Annotated in this window: 12 protein-coding genes and 1 other RNA gene; 7 read left to right on the top strand and 6 right to left on the bottom strand. The window is 42.5% G+C overall.

Going from position 1 to position 17,461, the window contains the following annotated elements:
• The first annotated feature begins 104 nt into the window (after positions 1–104).
• Genes NT175_13725 through NT175_13715 form a run of 3 tightly spaced genes read left to right on the top strand, consistent with a single transcriptional unit; the run spans position 105 to position 1,783 of the window.
• Complete coding sequence (locus tag NT175_13725; protein MCX6235756.1) at positions 105–620, top strand: RNA polymerase sigma factor; 516 nt, start codon at positions 105–107, stop codon at positions 618–620.
• Positions 601–1,215, top strand: a complete 615-nt coding sequence (locus tag NT175_13720) for a hypothetical protein (GenBank protein ID MCX6235755.1) — start codon at positions 601–603, stop codon at positions 1,213–1,215. The genes NT175_13725 and NT175_13720 overlap by 20 nt, the downstream gene beginning before the upstream one ends.
• Before the next feature lie 22 nt (positions 1,216–1,237).
• Positions 1,238–1,783: a DUF4252 domain-containing protein gene (locus NT175_13715; protein ID MCX6235754.1), complete on the top strand. Its 546-nt coding sequence runs from the start codon at positions 1,238–1,240 to the stop codon at positions 1,781–1,783.
• 11 nt (positions 1,784–1,794) lie between these two features.
• Here NT175_13715 and NT175_13710 read toward each other — a convergent pair whose 3' ends face one another.
• Both NT175_13710 and NT175_13705 read right to left on the bottom strand, forming a co-directional pair.
• Positions 1,795–3,906, bottom strand: a complete 2,112-nt coding sequence (locus NT175_13710) for a helix-hairpin-helix domain-containing protein (GenBank protein MCX6235753.1) — start codon at positions 3,904–3,906, stop codon at positions 1,795–1,797.
• A gap of 35 nt (positions 3,907–3,941) precedes the next feature.
• Positions 3,942–4,796 (bottom strand): hypothetical protein, encoded by an 855-nt coding sequence (locus tag NT175_13705; protein ID MCX6235752.1) that lies wholly within the window; start codon positions 4,794–4,796, stop codon positions 3,942–3,944.
• 128 nt (positions 4,797–4,924) lie between these two features.
• Between NT175_13705 and NT175_13700 the strand changes: the two genes are divergently transcribed.
• Positions 4,925–5,587, top strand: coding sequence for a DUF2461 domain-containing protein (locus tag NT175_13700; GenBank protein ID MCX6235751.1), 663 nt, complete (start codon positions 4,925–4,927; stop codon positions 5,585–5,587).
• Positions 5,588–5,594: 7 nt separating this feature from the next.
• On the opposite strand, the gene gyrB is transcribed toward NT175_13700, so the two are convergent.
• The 4 genes from gyrB to rnpB all read right to left on the bottom strand — a co-directional run bounded on the left by gyrB (position 5,595) and on the right by rnpB (position 13,228).
• Positions 5,595–7,559 carry a DNA topoisomerase (ATP-hydrolyzing) subunit B gene (gyrB, locus tag NT175_13695; protein MCX6235750.1) on the bottom strand — a complete coding sequence of 655 codons (1,965 nt, stop codon included), beginning with the start codon at positions 7,557–7,559 and terminating at the stop codon, positions 5,595–5,597.
• Positions 7,560–7,698: 139 nt separating this feature from the next.
• The gene (locus NT175_13690) at positions 7,699–9,447 is read right to left on the bottom strand and encodes a hypothetical protein (GenBank protein MCX6235749.1); all 1,749 of its coding nucleotides are present in this window, start codon (positions 9,445–9,447) and stop codon (positions 7,699–7,701) included.
• A gap of 4 nt (positions 9,448–9,451) precedes the next feature.
• On the bottom strand, positions 9,452–12,490 hold the full coding sequence (locus NT175_13685) for a tetratricopeptide repeat protein (protein ID MCX6235748.1): 3,039 nt from the start codon (positions 12,488–12,490) through the stop codon (positions 9,452–9,454).
• 285 nt (positions 12,491–12,775) lie between these two features.
• Positions 12,776–13,228: RNase P RNA component class A (rnpB, locus tag NT175_13680), an RNA gene on the bottom strand.
• A 608-nt stretch (positions 13,229–13,836) separates the two neighbouring features.
• On the opposite strand from rnpB, the gene NT175_13675 reads away from it, so the two are divergent.
• From NT175_13675 to NT175_13665, 3 genes are all read left to right on the top strand, one after another.
• Complete coding sequence (locus tag NT175_13675) at positions 13,837–14,145, top strand: ORF6N domain-containing protein (protein ID MCX6235747.1); 309 nt, start codon at positions 13,837–13,839, stop codon at positions 14,143–14,145.
• A 1,088-nt stretch (positions 14,146–15,233) separates the two neighbouring features.
• Complete coding sequence (locus tag NT175_13670) at positions 15,234–15,590, top strand: helix-turn-helix transcriptional regulator (GenBank protein MCX6235746.1); 357 nt, start codon at positions 15,234–15,236, stop codon at positions 15,588–15,590.
• Positions 15,590–16,900 carry a type II toxin-antitoxin system HipA family toxin gene (locus tag NT175_13665; GenBank protein ID MCX6235745.1) on the top strand — a complete coding sequence of 437 codons (1,311 nt, stop codon included), beginning with the start codon at positions 15,590–15,592 and terminating at the stop codon, positions 16,898–16,900. The genes NT175_13670 and NT175_13665 overlap by 1 nt, the downstream gene beginning before the upstream one ends.
• Positions 16,901–17,461: the final 561 nt, after the last annotated feature.

Genomic DNA, 17,461 nt, shown 5'->3' with positions numbered 1-17,461 from the left:
TGTGTCAGGTCTTTCCTTCTTTAAGGCTGGTCATGGTCTGTTACGCCGGAATTATTTTTAAATTTAAGTGTAATTTTTATCAGCATATATCGTCTTGAAGCTGTATGACCATCGATGAATTCAAAATAAAGGTTCTTCCCTTAAAAAATAAGCTGTTCCGTTTGGCGCAGCGGCTTTTGAATGACCGGGCTGAAGCGGAAGATATGGTGCAGGAAGCAATCATCAGGTTATGGACCCGGAAGGACGACCTTGATAATTATAACAGTATTGAAGCATTCGCGATGTCTATTACAAAAAATCTGTGTCTGGATATCTTAAAATCAGCTGGCAGAAAGAATGTTGACCTGGTTGAAGTCCAATCAGCTGTCGGCTTTACCACCCCTCATAGCGTGGTGGAGATGCGCGATACCATGACCATCATTCATCAGATCATTGCCACCCTGCCCGCCCAGCAACAGATGATCATTCATATGAGGGATATTGAAGGCTATGAATTTGATGAAATTGCATCCATCATGGATGTGAATCTGAATGTGATACGAGTCAATTTGTCCAGGGCAAGGAAAAAGGTCAGAGATGCCCTGATAAATATAAATAGATATGAATTACGAAAGAATTGAGTCATTGTTAAATAAATACTTTGATGGCGCAACATCACTGGCTGAAGAAAGGGAACTCCGTGACTTTTTTTCAGGCCATGATATCCCGGCCAATCTCAGTATTTATTCGCCTCTCTTCAGATATCATAGCGAATCAGCCAGGGATAAAATCCAGGATACTGATTTTGATGAAAAACTGCTCAGCAGGCTCACAGAAGAGAAACCTATTCTCAGGAAGACTAATCGCAGAAGCATCAATTGGTATTATATTACTGCCGTGGCTGCCTGCATAATTCTCCTGTTCACCGTATTCCTTCCTGCCGATAAAAATCCGGTCATGCACTTGTTCTCTTCAAAGGTCGGTGATACTTTCAGCGACCCGGAAAAAGCCTACAAAGAAACCGTTAAAGCCCTTCTGCTGGTTTCAAGTAAGTTAAATACCGGAACCGGTAAAATGAAGGGCTTGTCAAAATTTGAAGAAGGAGTGGATAATGTCGCATCGTTGTCAAAAATGGAATCTGGAAGGCAGGATATCGCAAAATTGGACAATATCAATAAAGGCCTGAAAGAAATGGCCAAAATCTCAAAAATAACCGATAATAGTCAAAATAATTAATATAATCTTAAAATCAACAACAATGAAACTAAACGTATTAAAATTAACATGGATTGCCCTGCTGTGTATGCCACTGATAAGTTCAGCACAGAAGTCACCGATGGACGCATTATACGAGAAGTATGTCGGAAAAGAAGGATTCACGTCAGTTCTGATTCCCAAAGACATGTTCCTTATGTTCCAGGATATTGAAACATCAGGCCAGGACAAGGATTTCAAAGATTTCCAGTCAGTGGTCGGGAAATTGGAAGGGCTTAAAATCCTCACCTATGAACCTCAAGGCAAGGGAGATTCATTTAACTTTTATGATGAGATTATGAAGACTTTTCCGATGAGCTTGTACACTGTCCTCATGGAGGTAAATGAGGGTGGGGAAAGTACGAAATTCTACATCAAAAAGGATGGACCCAAAATCACGGAACTATTAATGATCGGAAGAGAAGCTGATGAAACAGTTGTGCTCAGTATCACCGGTGATATTGATATGAGCTCTATTTCAAAGCTCTCCAAGTCCATGAAGGTGGAAGGTATGGAGAATCTGCAAAAGATCGAAGACGATAAAAAGTAATGCACGTGCACTCAGAGGTGCCACCGGAGCTGTAATTTAATGTCGGTCTTTGTATTACCGCTTATCGTATTCAGGTCTGAACCAACGGATGTCTTATTCGCATAAACCGTCCGGGCCAGCCTTACCCATAATTCAACCTGTTTATTCAGATGAAAGGTACCCAGGATGTTAATCCGGGTACCTTTGTCATAATAGGCCGGCACAGAAAACGAATACAACACGTCATGCTCATAACTGTAAATCCTGTCATCATATGACTCCGTATCAAACAGCGCATATCTGACTATAACCGACCATAATCCCTGTTCCGGCCTGACCGATATATCCTGTGAAATGACATAACCATTTGATTTCCGTCCATCTGGACTTGAATTTCTGAGATAATCAAAGTTGTTTTCCAGCTGAATTATTTTCAGAATGCTATACGATAAATGCAGTCGTATATTCTTTCTGTCCATCTCACCGGTTTGATCAACGACAGAGGTGGTTTGTTGCTTGTCAGATTGTTTGACCTTCATCCTGTATAGTAAGTATATCATAGCTTTTGATGTAGGCGAATAATTACATTGCAAAAAATACTCACAGCCTTTTGAAGGCGCGCTGACCTGATATTTGAGCCATGGAAAACTGAAATAATCGGCATATGCCTGAATGGTGACTTTCCTGCTCAGGTTGGTGTTGATGCCCATGAACAGGCCTTTTTCATTCCTGTTTTCGGAATTCTCTCCAAATGCCTTACAATATAGATTCTGGTAGTTTTTTTGATAATTCCTGTACAAGATTAAACAACACATATCAGGGAAGATATTGCTTTTGATACCTGCCACAAAAGCTTTTGCCATGTTGGAACTCATTGAAAATTCACCGAACAGGCTTACATTCCTTACTATCATGCGCATATCAACGCCTGCATTAAGATTGTCTGTTCCTGTAAAACCAAATAGATCATAGGCCACATCCCGGCTAATGAAGCTTGCACTATAGTGGCTTTTAAAAATGGTTAATCCCGTTTCCATGAACTGGTGCTTAAAAGTGAGATGTCCCCCGAAGATTCTTTCCGTCAAAGCCCCTTTTTTGGAATATTCATTTATTGTCCTGTGTAATCCGGAGGAATAAAAAGAGCTTACGGAAGTAACTTTCTCATTTGCCGGATTATATGTTGCTGTCGTCGCATCTTTCTTTCTTGAGGAATAGAATGCCGTAAATCCGAATTTGCCGGTATTTATGGTAGTGGCTATTCCTCTAAGGAAGTTGAATTCATCTGTTCCGGAATGGCGCGAGATACATTTAGCCGATCTGATCCCCTGGGTCATGCCAATCCAGTTCCTGAAATGTGAACCTGTCGAGAGGGTCAGGCCCTGTCCAAAATCAAGCTGATAATCACCAATGATAAGGGAATTAATCATGCCGAAATCGGTGAACATGAGATAGGAAGAATAAAAATCAAAGCCATTTCTTTGGGTTCCGGAAAAAAATTCCTCGCCGGGATCCTTTTCAGCCGTGATCCCAAAGCGGATCCTGTCATAGGAATTATATTGGCCACGGATATAAAAATATGCCGGATGGCCTAAATAGCTGCGTCCAGTTACCGGTTGCCCATCCTTCAAATCTGCGGAGATATATCCTTTTTGTTTTTCAAGTGTCTGGCCATAGCGCACCAGTATGTCCTGTCTTCCGGAACGCAATAATTCTGCAAACCGGATATTTTTTCGTGGCAACTGGCTGGAAGATGAAATGTATTGACTGATGTTTTTGATAACGGATGAAGTGAATGCCTCGATCAACTGAAGTTCATAGATCGTGAGTAATGGTCCATACCTGCTCTGATAGTCCTGCAGATTTTGTACCTGCTGTTCGCTGAAACCATATACCCTCTTCAGGAGATCCGGATCTGCTTGGTTTATATCGGACAGATTGAGATTTCGGGCGGGAACTGCCAACTGCAGGTCAACATAATCCTCACTGTTTTGTGATGTTTCAGCCATTTGCTCCAGATACAATTGCAGATTTTCCGGGGAGAGAAGTCCGGATGTATCTGTTTCCTGCGACCACAGGGCTGAACAGGAATAGCAAAGGAAAAGGTAAGTGAGGATAACCTGAGCCCGATTTTTTTTCTTTTTCATGCGTATCATCATTCTTTTCGATTATCCTGTGCTGATCATCTGATCCTGTATTGAAGGGAAGCCTGCGGATATATGCCAAGTTGCTGGTGGATGATGGTGGTGAGGTCGATGGAGAGCTTTTTCCATTGGATTCCCACACCCAATGTGGCGGCTCGTGGACTTGAACAGATACCCGCGCGGAGGAAGAAATTTTCTACCGGCCTGAATTCTATTCCCCCTTTTATGGCTGCCCTGGTGCTCATATCCATATCGGCCTGAAGCACCATCACCATCCTGTTCAATGGCCGGTAGGCCAATCCCAGGCTGAACAGCGTGGCTATCTCCGGTGCAGCTCCAGGAAATATTTTTATCGAAAGCGGATTATAAATGTGGACGGCGACGGTGGTTTTTTTATCTATCACTGTTTTAAGCCCCAATCCAAAGGTGACCGCCTGTCGATTGCCGTAGTCTTCACCCTGTATCACCGAACAGTACACCAGTTTAACGCCTGTTGAAAATGATGGCCCGAATTTTCGGGCATAGGACACGCCAATATTCCATTCTGAAAATGCGCTGTATCCGAAGTTGGATATGCATGTGCCAATAGCACCCTGACCGGCTGGCACCAGCAAGGCTCCGCATCTGTATCCCAGTTCCTTCATCATAAAACGATTTTCAAAAAAAAGCCCTGCAGTCATATAGTCAATTTCTACCATCATGGCCGGATTGTTCCATATAGACCAGACATCATTTATGCAAACCGTGGTGTTACCAAGGGCTGCGGAACGCGCACCGGCACCTGAATATCCATCCGAAGCTGTCAGCTCCGCAATTGATATCAGCATCATTACAGCAGCCATAGCAAGATGACGCAAGACCATTCCTGTAAAGGACAATTTATTGTACCACATGGATTACATTTTTTCATGAACATCCTGTCAAATAATTAATCCTGATCAACTGTTTTTGTGACCCTTCGAATTGTGTTTTTTATGACCTTATTTATAAATTTGCAGGTGTGATATAAAACAAAATAGCTATGGATGGTAAAATGATACTTGATTTTTTGAAAGCACTCTCCATGAACAATAAGAGGGAGTGGTTTCTGGAGAATAAACCTGTTTTTGAACGGGCAAGGAAAGATTTTGAAAGCTTTATCAATGTATTGATCCCGGAGATATACAAGTTTGACAACAGCATAGGCCTTCTGACTGCGAAAGATTGTCTTTTCAGGATCTTTCGTGATATCCGTTTTTCGAATGATAAAACGCCCTATAAAACCAACTTCGGTGCTTTTATAGCAAGGGGTGGAAGAAAGGGTATCTACCCGGGATATTATATTCATCTTGAAAGCGGACAATCGATGCTGGCAGGTGGTATATATATGCCCCAGCCTGAGGTGCAGAAAGCTGTCCGCCAGGAAATATATTATAATATCGAAGAGTTTAAATCCATACTTGAGGCGGATGACTTCATGAAATATTTTGGTAAACTGGATGATTTTGATAAAATGAAAAAGCCACCAAAGGAATTTCCGGCTGATTTCAAGGATATTGATCTGTTAAAATACCGCAGTTATACGATAGTTCACAATATCGCTGATGGACAGGTGCAGGATAAGTCGTACTTTAATAATGCGCTGGTTGTCCTGAAGGCTATGCATCCATTAAATACCTTTCTGAACAGGGCAATCGGAGGCTGACGCACGTCTACACGTCGATGTTGGCGTATTTGGCATTTCTTTCGATGAAATCCCTCCGTGGTGGTACTTCATCGCCCATAAGCATCGAAAATATTCTGTCGGCTTCTGTTCCATTCTCGATGGTCACCTGGCGCAAGGTCCTGAATTCGGGATTCATAGTAGTCATCCAGAGTTGTTCTGCATTCATTTCGCCGAGGCCTTTGTAACGCTGGATATGAATGTTGCTTTCACTGCCTTTGGCTGAAAATTCCTTAACCAGGTTTTCGCGTTCTTCTTCCGACCAGCAGTATTTTTCGTCCTTGCCTTTTTTTATAAGATACAGGGGCGGTGTGGCAATATAGACATATCCGTTTTCAATGAGTTCCTTCATATAACGGAAGAAGAAGGTCAGGATGAGGGTGGCAATGTGGCTTCCGTCGACATCCGCATCGGTCATGATGATGATTTTATGGTAACGGAGTTTATCCAGGTTCAGGGCTTTGCTGTCTTCTTCTGTACCGATGGAAACGCCGAGGGCGGTGAAAATATTTTTTATCTCCTCGCTGTCGAAGATTTTATGCTGCATGGCTTTTTCAACGTTGAGGATTTTACCCCGTAAAGGCAAAATAGCCTGAAACTTACGGTCACGGCCCTGTTTAGCTGTGCCGCCTGCGGAATCGCCCTCGACGAGGTATATTTCACATAAAGAAGGATCTCTCTCCGAGCAGTCGGCCAGCTTCCCGGGTAACGAAGACCCTGTCAGCACATTCTTCCGCTGCACCAGTTCCCTGGCTTTTCTGGCTGCATGACGCGCCGTGGCAGCGAGGATGACTTTATTGACAATGATCCTGGCATCCTTGGGATGCTCTTCGAGATAGTAAGATAACTGTTCGCTGACAAGCTGGTCAACATATCCCAGGACTTCTGAATTTCCCAGCTTGGTTTTTGTCTGCCCTTCGAACTGCGGTTCCTGGACCTTGACAGATATGATGGCTGTCAATCCTTCGCGGAAATCGTCACCATTGATATCGAATTTCAACTTCGACAGCATTCCTGTCTTTTCTGCATAATTCTTCAGCGTTCTTGTGAGTGCCCTTCTGAAACCTGCCAGATGAGTCCCTCCTTCATGTGTGTTGATATTATTTACATAGGCATGAACGTTTTCGGTAAAGGAGGTGTTGTACTGCATAACGATATCAATGGGTATGCCGCCTTTTTCGCCTTCCAGTGCAATAGGTTCGGTGGTCAGTTTCTCGCGTGTGGCATCGAGATATTCGATAAAATCGCGTAGGCCCGTTTCCGAATAAAAGGTATCAGAGGGGTGGTTGCCTTCATCATCATTTTCACGGTCATCCCTTATGGACAAGGAAATACCTTTGTTCAGGAAAGCAAGTTCCCTGAGGCGTGAGGAAATGATATCATAGCTGTATACGGTTTCCGTAAATATGCTGTCATCGGATTTGAAGGTAACTGTCGTACCGGTCAATTTGGTTTCGCCAACTACTTTAACGGGGTACAAAGGTTTACCGAAATTATACTCCTGCTGGTATATCTTTCCGTCACGATGCACCATTACCCTGAGCCATGATGACAATCCGTTAACACATGACACACCCACGCCGTGCAACCCACCCGATACTTTATAGGAGCCTTTGTCGAATTTACCGCCTGCATGCAGGACGGTCATGACAACTTCAAGAGCCGAACGCTGCTCCTTTTCATGGAGATCGATAGGAATGCCTCTGCCGTTATCAATGACCGTGACAGAATTATCTTCATGAATGATCACATCAATTTTATCACAATATCCGGCGAGTGCCTCATCGATGGAATTATCGATAACTTCGTGAACCAGATGATGTAAACCCCTGAAACTGACATCGCCGATGAACATAGCCGGACGCTTGCGCACAGCTTCTAAACCCTCCAGTACCTGAATATTATCGGCAGTGTAGTTTTCCCTCGCCTGGATAACCTTTTCTTCGTCAGTCATAATCAATCACTTAGCTTTATTATTATAGATATGCAAATGTAACAATATTTTCTTGAAAAAATTGTATAAAACACTAGTAAAATCAAGGATTTTATCAACAATTTCAAAGGAGAAATTAACGTCGCTTAAAAGCGTGAGTTTAGAACGAATACGACGCTCCGATTATAAAGTTGAGATTCTGTCCGGGATAGTTATTCCAGAATGAGTACCTGATATTGGTTATATTGTTAAGATCGATAAAACCTGCCAGTTTTTTTGAATACCGGTATTCCATCCCGAGGCTAACATCAACGAATCCATTCAGTTTTTTTGCCACCACCTCATTCGCTTCAAATGTCCTTGCATATGCACGGCCATATGCCCTGATGCCACTGTAGATCAAGAATTTATCCCGGATGGTATATTTCCCTGTCAGTGATACATCATAAGGCGGTGTATGCCAGGCTTTGACTTCATCATCCATAAAGTATTGATAGAAATTACCTGTGAGCAATAATGTGAACCTGTCAGTCGCCTGATACAGGAAATTTATTTTGCCCTTAATCTCCTTCACGTCGTTATAAACCACAGTGAATTGGTTCTGAAGATCTTTATTCCTTTGTGTGCTCGTGTCAGTGACAAAGAACGGCATTGAGCTGATGATTGAGCTTGAAAGGGATGCGTTCACATCAATATTTTTCCCTATATGTGTATTGATGCCGCCATATAATTTGAACCTGTTGCGGGTGTAATCCAGGGGTATGACTGAAATGATAAAGGGATTCTCCCTGCTCAGGGAGGAGAAACTGTTCCTTTTTACCTCGCCGCTTATTCCAATATATGCCATAAGAATATTATTGATGATATGTATGTTGACCTCAGCCAGCGGATAAAGATAGACTTTAACAGTGGAATCAAGTTCAACAGATGCCTTCATTCCGACATAAAAGCTGTATTCATTAAAGGCTCCCTCAATGAATGGCTGGAATGTCAGCAGGCCTGATTGGGCATTTACCAGACTATCCTTATTATTGTAAAAATCCAGGCTGGCAGCGAGTCCGAACCTTTGTTTATCGAAATTTTCAATCAGCCTGATATTCTTATCCAGAGAAGCTTTAAAAAATATCTGATGTTCGAGGCTTTCATAATGGTCTGCGAGATAATTATAGCTGAGGTTCAGGCTATGATTCAATTTCTTCTGATCAGAATAATTACTGAAAAGATTGAGATCTGCGCCAAAGGATAAAAAAACCTGTCGCAATATCTTTTCCGAGACATCATACATTTCAGTCATGGATTGGTCATAGCCATAATGGTGAACCACTTTCCGGTCGAAGGATACATCTCCCGACAAGGTATGATTTTTCAGGTAGCGTTCTGCTGACAATCCGATGCTGTTATCACTCCGGCTGCTGTTGGGATATCCTTTCATTTCGCCGGACGAGATATGTTTCACATGAAGACCCAGGCTATAGGTCTTTGAACCCAGTGATCCGGCAAAGAATTCTATATAGGGTGTCATATAATTCCCGAAACCGGCCTTTATTAAGTTTCTGAGTAAAACCGGCTGTGGCTCAGCCCTGGCCGTGACAGGCGTTATGAGCTGCGACCGGAATTTTGACAGAACCGGGTATGAATCAATGGAATAGCTCAGCTCAGGTTTGACAATCTCAGAATCGGGTATCTTTGGGATAGCCGTGATCTTGGAGGCCTCTGATATGACAGGTACGTATGGTGCAATGACAGTGATCTCCTCATTGTACGGCATCACCTGTGTATATGCAGGAATAATGATCACGCCTTCACATACCATCCCGATAATGAAATAACAGCACCACTTTTTTCCAATTGCCAGCTTCACCACTTTCATCAGCGAAATACTAATATGTCGATACAAGAATTGAATCATCGTGTCATTCATTTTTATTATCCACATCTTCGGCAGGAGTGATTTCCATATTATTAAGACTATCAAGTTTTTCCCGTGCAATAGCCTTGATATCCTCCCCTTCATAATTGTCGAGAATGCTCTGGAGTGTTTGTTTAGCCTGAAAAACATTGTTGAGCTTTACATAAATATCCGCGAGGAGGATGAATCCTTTAGCCACCCAATAATCATAGGAAGGATATTTGTTGACCAGAAGGAAAGTCTGTTTTTCCGACTCCTGATAATCTTCATTTTCATAAAGGATAAATGCTATATAATATTGTGATTCTGCGGCCATCTCATTCTGGCTCATGGCGCAGGTTTTTTTAAATGCTTCCAATGCACCGCTTTTATCATTAAGTTCGAGAGCAGATTTGGCCCTGATGAAATAGGCTTCAACCGTCAGTTCATTTCCGGCATTTTCCCTGGTGATCAGGTTATCAGCAGAGTGCATTGCCGCCTCATAATTGCCGAGCAGGAAATTGCATCTCATCTGGCCTGTGCGGGCAACAATGGCTGTGGATTCCCGTGAAGCTACTGACTCCAGATTTGTATAATCATCCAGTGCTTCCTGGTTTCTGTGTAAGCCGAATAATATGGCTGCTGCCTTGGCCAGGGCGTTCTCAGTAAAACCCGATGATGGCTGGCTGATGACAAATTCATAGCCCTGAAGTGCTTTCTCAGGATCATTGGCTTTTAAAGCGCACTCTGCCGCGTAATAGCTGGCATTAGTAGTAAAGACCCCTCCAAGGTACTTTTTAAGGTATTCGCTGAATCCTGCCGATGCTTTTTCACAATCACCGTTCATATACAGGTTTTCATTTGCAATATATGTCAGCGAGTCCTGCTGCGATACCGACAGGTCTGCAAAAGGAAACTGTGAGGCAAATGCAAAATATTCATCCACACGGTTCATGTCAGTGTAAATATCTCTCAGGCTTTCAAGTGCTTCTTTTGATTCGACTGACCCGGGATAGTCCTGTATGACCTTTTTAAGTGAGCTGATGGCTAGATCATTATTGTCACGGTTAAAATAGATGAGCCCTAGCTTGAGGAGTGATTTTTTAACATGCCGGCTTGAGGGGTATTTGTCGGTGATCAGCTTAAAATAGGTCAGTGCCTGATCATCTTTATTAAGTATGAGTGATGTGGTCGCCAGTTCATATATGGCATCTTCGGCGTACACGGATTTTTCAAATCTTCGGAGGAAATCCAGCAACAGCGAGGCTTTCCGGGCAAAGTCGCCTTTTCCGCCCACAGCCAGGGCTTTCTGGTACATGGCATAATCTGAACCGGTACCTCCCCTCTGGATAGCTTTATCATAAAATGCGATAGCATCATCATACTTCTTGTCGATAAAATGGCTGTCACCTATTCTAAGACAAGCATCTGTTATGAGTGCCGGTTCAGCTGACGACTGGTTTATGTATTTCTGAAAATAAGTGACCGCTTCCCCGTATTTCTTTTGCATATATAAACTATACCCCATATCATAGGCATTTCGCTTAAAAACATCAGTTTGCGAAGCAGCCGGTAATGCCTGGAATTTTTTGTAATATTCCTGGGCGAATTCAAAGGATGAAAGACGGTAATAGGATTCACCTATCCAATAATTATCAAGGGCTGTAATGATCTTGTCGTAGTTATTATCGAGTGATTTCCTGAACATTTTAATGGCCTCAAAATAATCCCTGTCATTGAAAATTTCAATGCCCCTGTAGTAGGTTATCTTTTGATAGGCAGCCAGCATCTTGTTATCCTTGGTTTTTATCTTGTCAATAGTTTCCAGGGCTTCACGGTAATTTTTTGTGGAAATGAACAGATCGACAAGATAGGAATAGGCTTCATCGGTTCTTTTTGAATCAGGATAATCAGCAATATATTGCCTCAGAGCTTTTATGGCTTCATTATATGGGTCGTAGGTTAACTCATACGATAGTTTGGCATAATTAAACAGCGCATTTTCTTTAATTTCGTTATCGAACCCAAGTTTATAGGCTGAAAGGAAGGCACTCTGGGCAAACTTTTTTTGGTCTTTATTGATGTAACAACTTCCAAGATGATAAAAAGCACTCTGTGAGAGGGAATCTGCCGGACCAGTAACTTTCTGCAATGCTTCGGCAGCCTTGTCATAACCGGATGTCTGATAATAGCAGTATCCGATCTGAAAATAATCCTGTCGTGTGGTCTTGCCCTTTTCTTCAGCAAAATATGCTTCAAACCAAGGCAGGGCCTCAGAATATTTTCCTATTTTGAAATAGGATTCAGCCACAATCCTGGAAATTTCGGAGTTCCGCTTATTGTTCTCATCGGCCAGCAAGGCACCGGATAAGCCGATGACTTCATCATAGTTACCCTGTAAATAATAAATATCCATCAGATAATAGGGGATGATGTCGCTGTATTCCGGGTCATCTTTGATCTTATTAAAACCTGTGACAGCTGTTTCAAGATCATTTTCCATGTAAGCTATATGAGAATAGTAAAAGGTTGCCTGGTTTGTATATTCCGATTCAGTGTCAATGATTTCGAAAAAGGCTTCCCTGGCCTCTTTATACTGTTTTTCTTTCATGTGGCTGTATCCCTTGCGGAAGTAATATTCAGCCACCTCTTTATTGGTCAGTTGCCTGATATCGGTTTTTTTGAAAAAAGCAAGTGCATCACGGTAATCTTTATCCCTGTAATATATTTTACCAAGCTGAAAATACGCATGTTGTACTCCGGAGCTTTCCGGATGGTTCATGATAAACTGTTCAAGAAGGTATTTTGCATCATTATTTGAAAGCTCATAGGCGCACAGGGCTTCATAATACTCCGAAGAGACCCTGATGCCCGAATTATTGTCGTTGATGGTTGTAACTATATGCGAAAATATCTCCTTTGCAGCACTGTATTTTTCCTTATTGAATAATTCAAGGCCAAGATAATAGCTGGCTTCCGGATCATCATAGCGGACAGTTTGCTGACTGTGGGCAGTGATTAAGGAAGCCATAACCAGGATGACGGCCGAAAGAAATTGTTTCATGATGTTTACGTGTACGCCGGCTAAAGTAGCAGTTATTTTTTCAGTGTGAAACGAGGGTAAAGTATACTTTTCAACAGGCAGTATTTAATTGACCTCACCCGTGTAGGGGGTGAGGTGGTTTGGTTAAATTCCCCGCAGTTCGCTGCGGAATTTGAGTCCAGAGTTTGCTCTGGGGTTCATACTAATTGATTATATAAACGAAGAGAAGCAGGAGATATTTTGGTAAAGAGAAAGAGGCTGTCCCAAAAGTGTTTGAAAATTGCTTTTGAGACAGCCTCTTCTTATGATGACAACCGCTTAGTAAGCCGGATTCTGTTACCCGGTTTACAGACTGTAAGTTTTCTGTAAAAAAACCGACAAGTCTGTGAGCCGGGCTCTATCATTTATCTGGACGCGGCATCACTGCCGTGTTCTTGCAGCCTACCCCTCCCGGTATATGGTTTTCGCCATGATCAGAACGAGCAACTCTGTCGGGGACGATACGATCGACCCCGTCCGGGATATATTTGGCTTTGCAACCCATAAGGTTTACCCTCCCGCTATGTCACCATAGCAGGCCGTGAGCTCTTACCTCGCGTTTTCACCTTAACCGGGTAAACAAGCTGTTTAGCAGGATGTTATTTTCTGTGGCACTGTCTGCCCCTGTAAACAGGAGCCTTCCCGTTAGGAAGTATGGCGCTCTGTGTTGTCCGGACTTTCCTCCCCGATATGTATCGGAGCGATAGAACAAACGATTGTCAAAGATCTTACGGCTGCAAAGATAATACGAATATCATTAAGGAGCAAATGATCGCTAATATTACTGATTAGGCGATTGTCAGTTGTCGATGGAACGATTTGGCGACCTGATATTTAGACGATTCAACGATTTTTCGATTTAATATCGAAAATCGAACATCGCCTAATTGACAATCGCCCAATCATTTTTCTGCCCCAAGGCTAGCGCGCCTCTGTGACGCGTGCTAAAGAATTGCGCTTTTCAAACGCGCTGATACCAGGCACGCGTTCGGAAACGCGCGCCAGCTGGGGAATATCCAATATCGAGTATTCGAACAAGGAAGTTGAAGTAGAAGTTAAAGATGTCCTAATCTCGTGTCGAAGAGATGGAGCCCCGGGTCACAAATTTGCTTTTTCCGGATAAACCATTGAAAGCCTGAATCCGGGTATGGAAACAGATATCCAGCTTATACGATATCATTGATTGAACAAAGCTTATTATGATTCATTACCTGGAAGGGCTACAGTCCGAGCCGGACAAGTAACACCCTATGGTGTAAAAATGGAGGTCGCAAATTGCGTCCTCCAATTTTAAAATTAGTACATTTTCCAATGAAAAATCTACATCTATGAGTGAAAAGAATTCTCTGATGGTTCCCGAGGAGGTGATCATGAGTAAAATCCTGGTTGTAAGAGGAGTAAAGGTGATGATCGACAGTGATCTGGCAGAACTTTATGGGGTAACTACCAAAAGGCTTAATGAGCAGGTAAAACGCAATACCAAACGCTTCCCTGAAGATTTTATGTTCCGGCTTACCGGGCAGGAAAAGCAGGAGGTGGTCGCAATTTGCGACCACCTCGAACGGTACATCAAGCAGCTTGAGCAGGCAAAGAAGGAGGTGGATGATTTTAAAAACAGACGCCAGATAGGATTTTAAACATGGCAAGGATCATTAGCTGGAACGCTTTTTTAATCTTTGTCAAATTCCCTGTTCTAATTTCTCGGACCACCTCAGTTTTTCTACAGAGAATATATGGCGGATGCGAAAATTTTACCTTGAATATAAAGAGAATTCAAAACTCGCACCGCTGGTGCGAGAAATTGGTTAAATAATATTTTGATGTGCACTCGTGGTAATTGTCAGTTATTTTTTTATTTATGTACTTTTCTTTGTCTTAATACAAAGAAAAGTACCAAAAGAAAGATCAAGGCTGGACTTCTTGGCGACCCACTTAAGGCTCGATTCCTAAGCCAGGTGAAACGTTCGCTACGCTCACTTCTGCACCTGGCTTATCACGGAATCTTCGCCCAGTGGATACCCCGCCTGCGAAGTCCAAGGCCGATCCTTTTTTGCTTTCTATGCTCATTTGGCGAGTAACTGTGACGCATGCATGAAAGTCATTTCATCAAATCGATTAATCAACTAATTTTCAAATTCTCAAATTAATTCCCTGCCCCGCCTGCAAACCCTAAGGCCTTTAAAAGGACACCGCCTCATAAAAATCACGTGAAAAAAAATGAGCACGAAGGCGTTAAAAAATTTATGGTGTTTAACCCCGATTTTAATCGGGGGAGTTCATAAATTTTAGCCTTCGTGCTCAATTTTTAGTGATTTTTATGCAGCGGTGACTTTTGCTCATGTATAAAATTTTAAATTTATGTATTCGCGAGCTCGCTGCGCTCGGTTCTTTGTTTCTTTCTTTGTGGGGCAGACAAAGAAAGAAGAAGAGAACTATGCTGAAAAAGTCTGCATCTATGAATAAAATCTGTATTTTCAGATCAGATCAATCTCCAGCACATCAAAATATTATTAACCCCGTAAGTGCAACACTGTTTTTAAAATTAGTCAAATAAACCCATCCACCAGGGTTATAAGGTGGTACGCTCTTGTAATGCTTTACTATCAACCTGTGTCTTGAAGCAAAAAGAGGGTGAAATAAAAAGATTAAAGAAACTTTTGCTATTTGATTAATAAAATGTACATTTGTTGGGTAAAACTAACATTAACAATAAAAAAGGCTATTAATGACGGAAATAACCAACAAACAATGGTCTGCTATGAGCGACTCGGCTTTAATGAAAACTATAGGTTCTTTCATTAAGCACCATCGCCTTGAACAAAACAAAACCCAGGCACAATTAGCGGCGGAAGCCGGCATCAACCGGGCTACACTGAGTTTATTTGAAAACGGGGTGAATAGTAATCTGATGACCTTTATTCAGCTTTTGCGTGTCTTAAAACTCTTGCACCTGTTACAGGAGTTTCAGGTTAAGCAGCAAATCAGCCCTCTTCAATTAGCCAGGCTCGAGCACTCTAAGAGAATCAGGGCACGACGCACCGGCTCAGATGAAAAGAAATCAACCCCTAAATCAGACTGGTAATGATTGCAACGGCATTTGTAAAAATATGGAATAATCGCGTTGGTGCCATTGCCTGGGATGATGCCATAGGGGTGGGTTCTTTTGAATTTGAATCTTCTTTTCTTAAAAATAATTGGGATCTAGCTCCATTAAAAATGCCCTTACCTGAGGCAAAAGGACGCATATTTTCTTTTTCAGAATTAAAAAACGATCCTGCATTTAAAGGGTTGCCGGGTTTGATTGCCGATGTATTACCCGATAAATATGGTAATGCTCTTATTGATGCATGGTTGTCGCGTAATGGGCGTCCGTCAGGCAGCATGAATCCTGTTGAAACGCTTTGTTTTATTGGCAAACGAGGTATGGGAGCACTGGAATTTGAACCACCGGAACCCAAAGGGACAAACACAGCCACAAAAATTGAAATCAACGACCTTGTGCAAATAGCCAATGATATTCTTACAGGTCGTAAAAGTTTCTCAACCAATCTTTCTGCTGACGAAGAAAAAGCCCTGCTTGCTATCTTAAAAATTGGCACCTCTGCCGGAGGAGCCAGGGCAAAAGCAGTCATTGCCTTTAACCCGGTAACAAAAGAAGTACGCAGCGGACAAGCCGAGGCTCCCAAAGGCTTCACCCATTGGCTTATAAAATTTGATGGCGTTACCGATACCCAGTTTGGGGCAACTCACGGTTATGGCCGTGTAGAAATGGCTTACCACCTGATGGCACAAGATGCAGAAATTGAAATGACAGAATGCCGGCTTCTTGAAGAAAACGGAAGAGCGCACTTTATGACCCGCAGATTCGACCGTGAACCGGGCAAAGGCAAAATACACCTGCAGAGTTTTTGCGCTATGCAGCACTACGATTTCAATGATGTAAACTCTTACAGCTACGAGCAAATGTTTGAAACCATGCGTATACTTGGTTTGCCTTATCCTCAGGCAGAGCAGTTGTTCAGGCGTATGGTGTTTAACGTAATTTCACGCAATTGCGACGACCATACAAAGAATTTTGCTTTTGTAATGGATAAAACCGGAGTATGGAAACTTTCGCCTGCTTTTGATGTTTGCCATTCATACCGCCCCGGAAGCACATGGGTGAGCCAGCAATCACTTAGTGTAAATGGTAAAAGAAAAGACATCACCCGTGATGATTTTTTGTCTGTCGCCAAAAAGATGAATATTAAGAAAGCTGAAAATATTGTAAACCAGATAAACAAAACTGTGCAGAACTGGAAACACTATGCAACGCAGGTTGACGTAAGTCCTGAACTTACCGGCGCCATTCAGAAAACCTTAATCAATGAGACTCAATTTTTTCGAACGTAGTGAAGAAAAAATTGCCAGTCGAATTGATCCCTATGAACGAAGTGAAATCGGGATCCTGGTCAAGTTCCCCAATTCTAGCGCGCGTCTGTGACGCGTGCTAAAGAATTGCGCGTTTCAAACGCGCTGATACCAGGCACGCGTTCGGAAACGCGCGCCAGCTGGGGAATATCCAATATCGAGCATTCGAACAAGGAAGTTGAAGTAGAAGTTAAAGATGTCCTAATCTCGTGTCGAAGAGATGGAGCCCCGGGTCACAAATTTGCTTTTTCCGGATAAACCATTGAAAGCCTGAACTTGGGTACGGGAAAATATTTTAGCTTATGCGATATTATTGATTGAACTAAGCTTATTATGATTCATTACCTGGAAGGGCTGCAATCCGAGCCGGATAAGTATCACCCTTTGGGGTAAAATGGAGGCCGCAAATTGCGTCCTCCATTATTAAAGATCACTACTGTTCGGATAAAAAGAGAGGAACATACCAGTAGCCTTAGCAATATTGCGTCCCGATGGGACTTAAAAAATCAGGGGTCGTTTATTGTTCTACCGATATTTGGTCCC

It is taken from the genome of Bacteroidota bacterium (assembly GCA_026391695.1).
Lineage (GTDB): Bacteria > Bacteroidota > Bacteroidia > Bacteroidales > JAGONC01 > JAPLDP01.
Note: the sequence above shows the minus strand (reverse complement) of the source record. Positions and strands in the feature narration are given on the sequence as shown.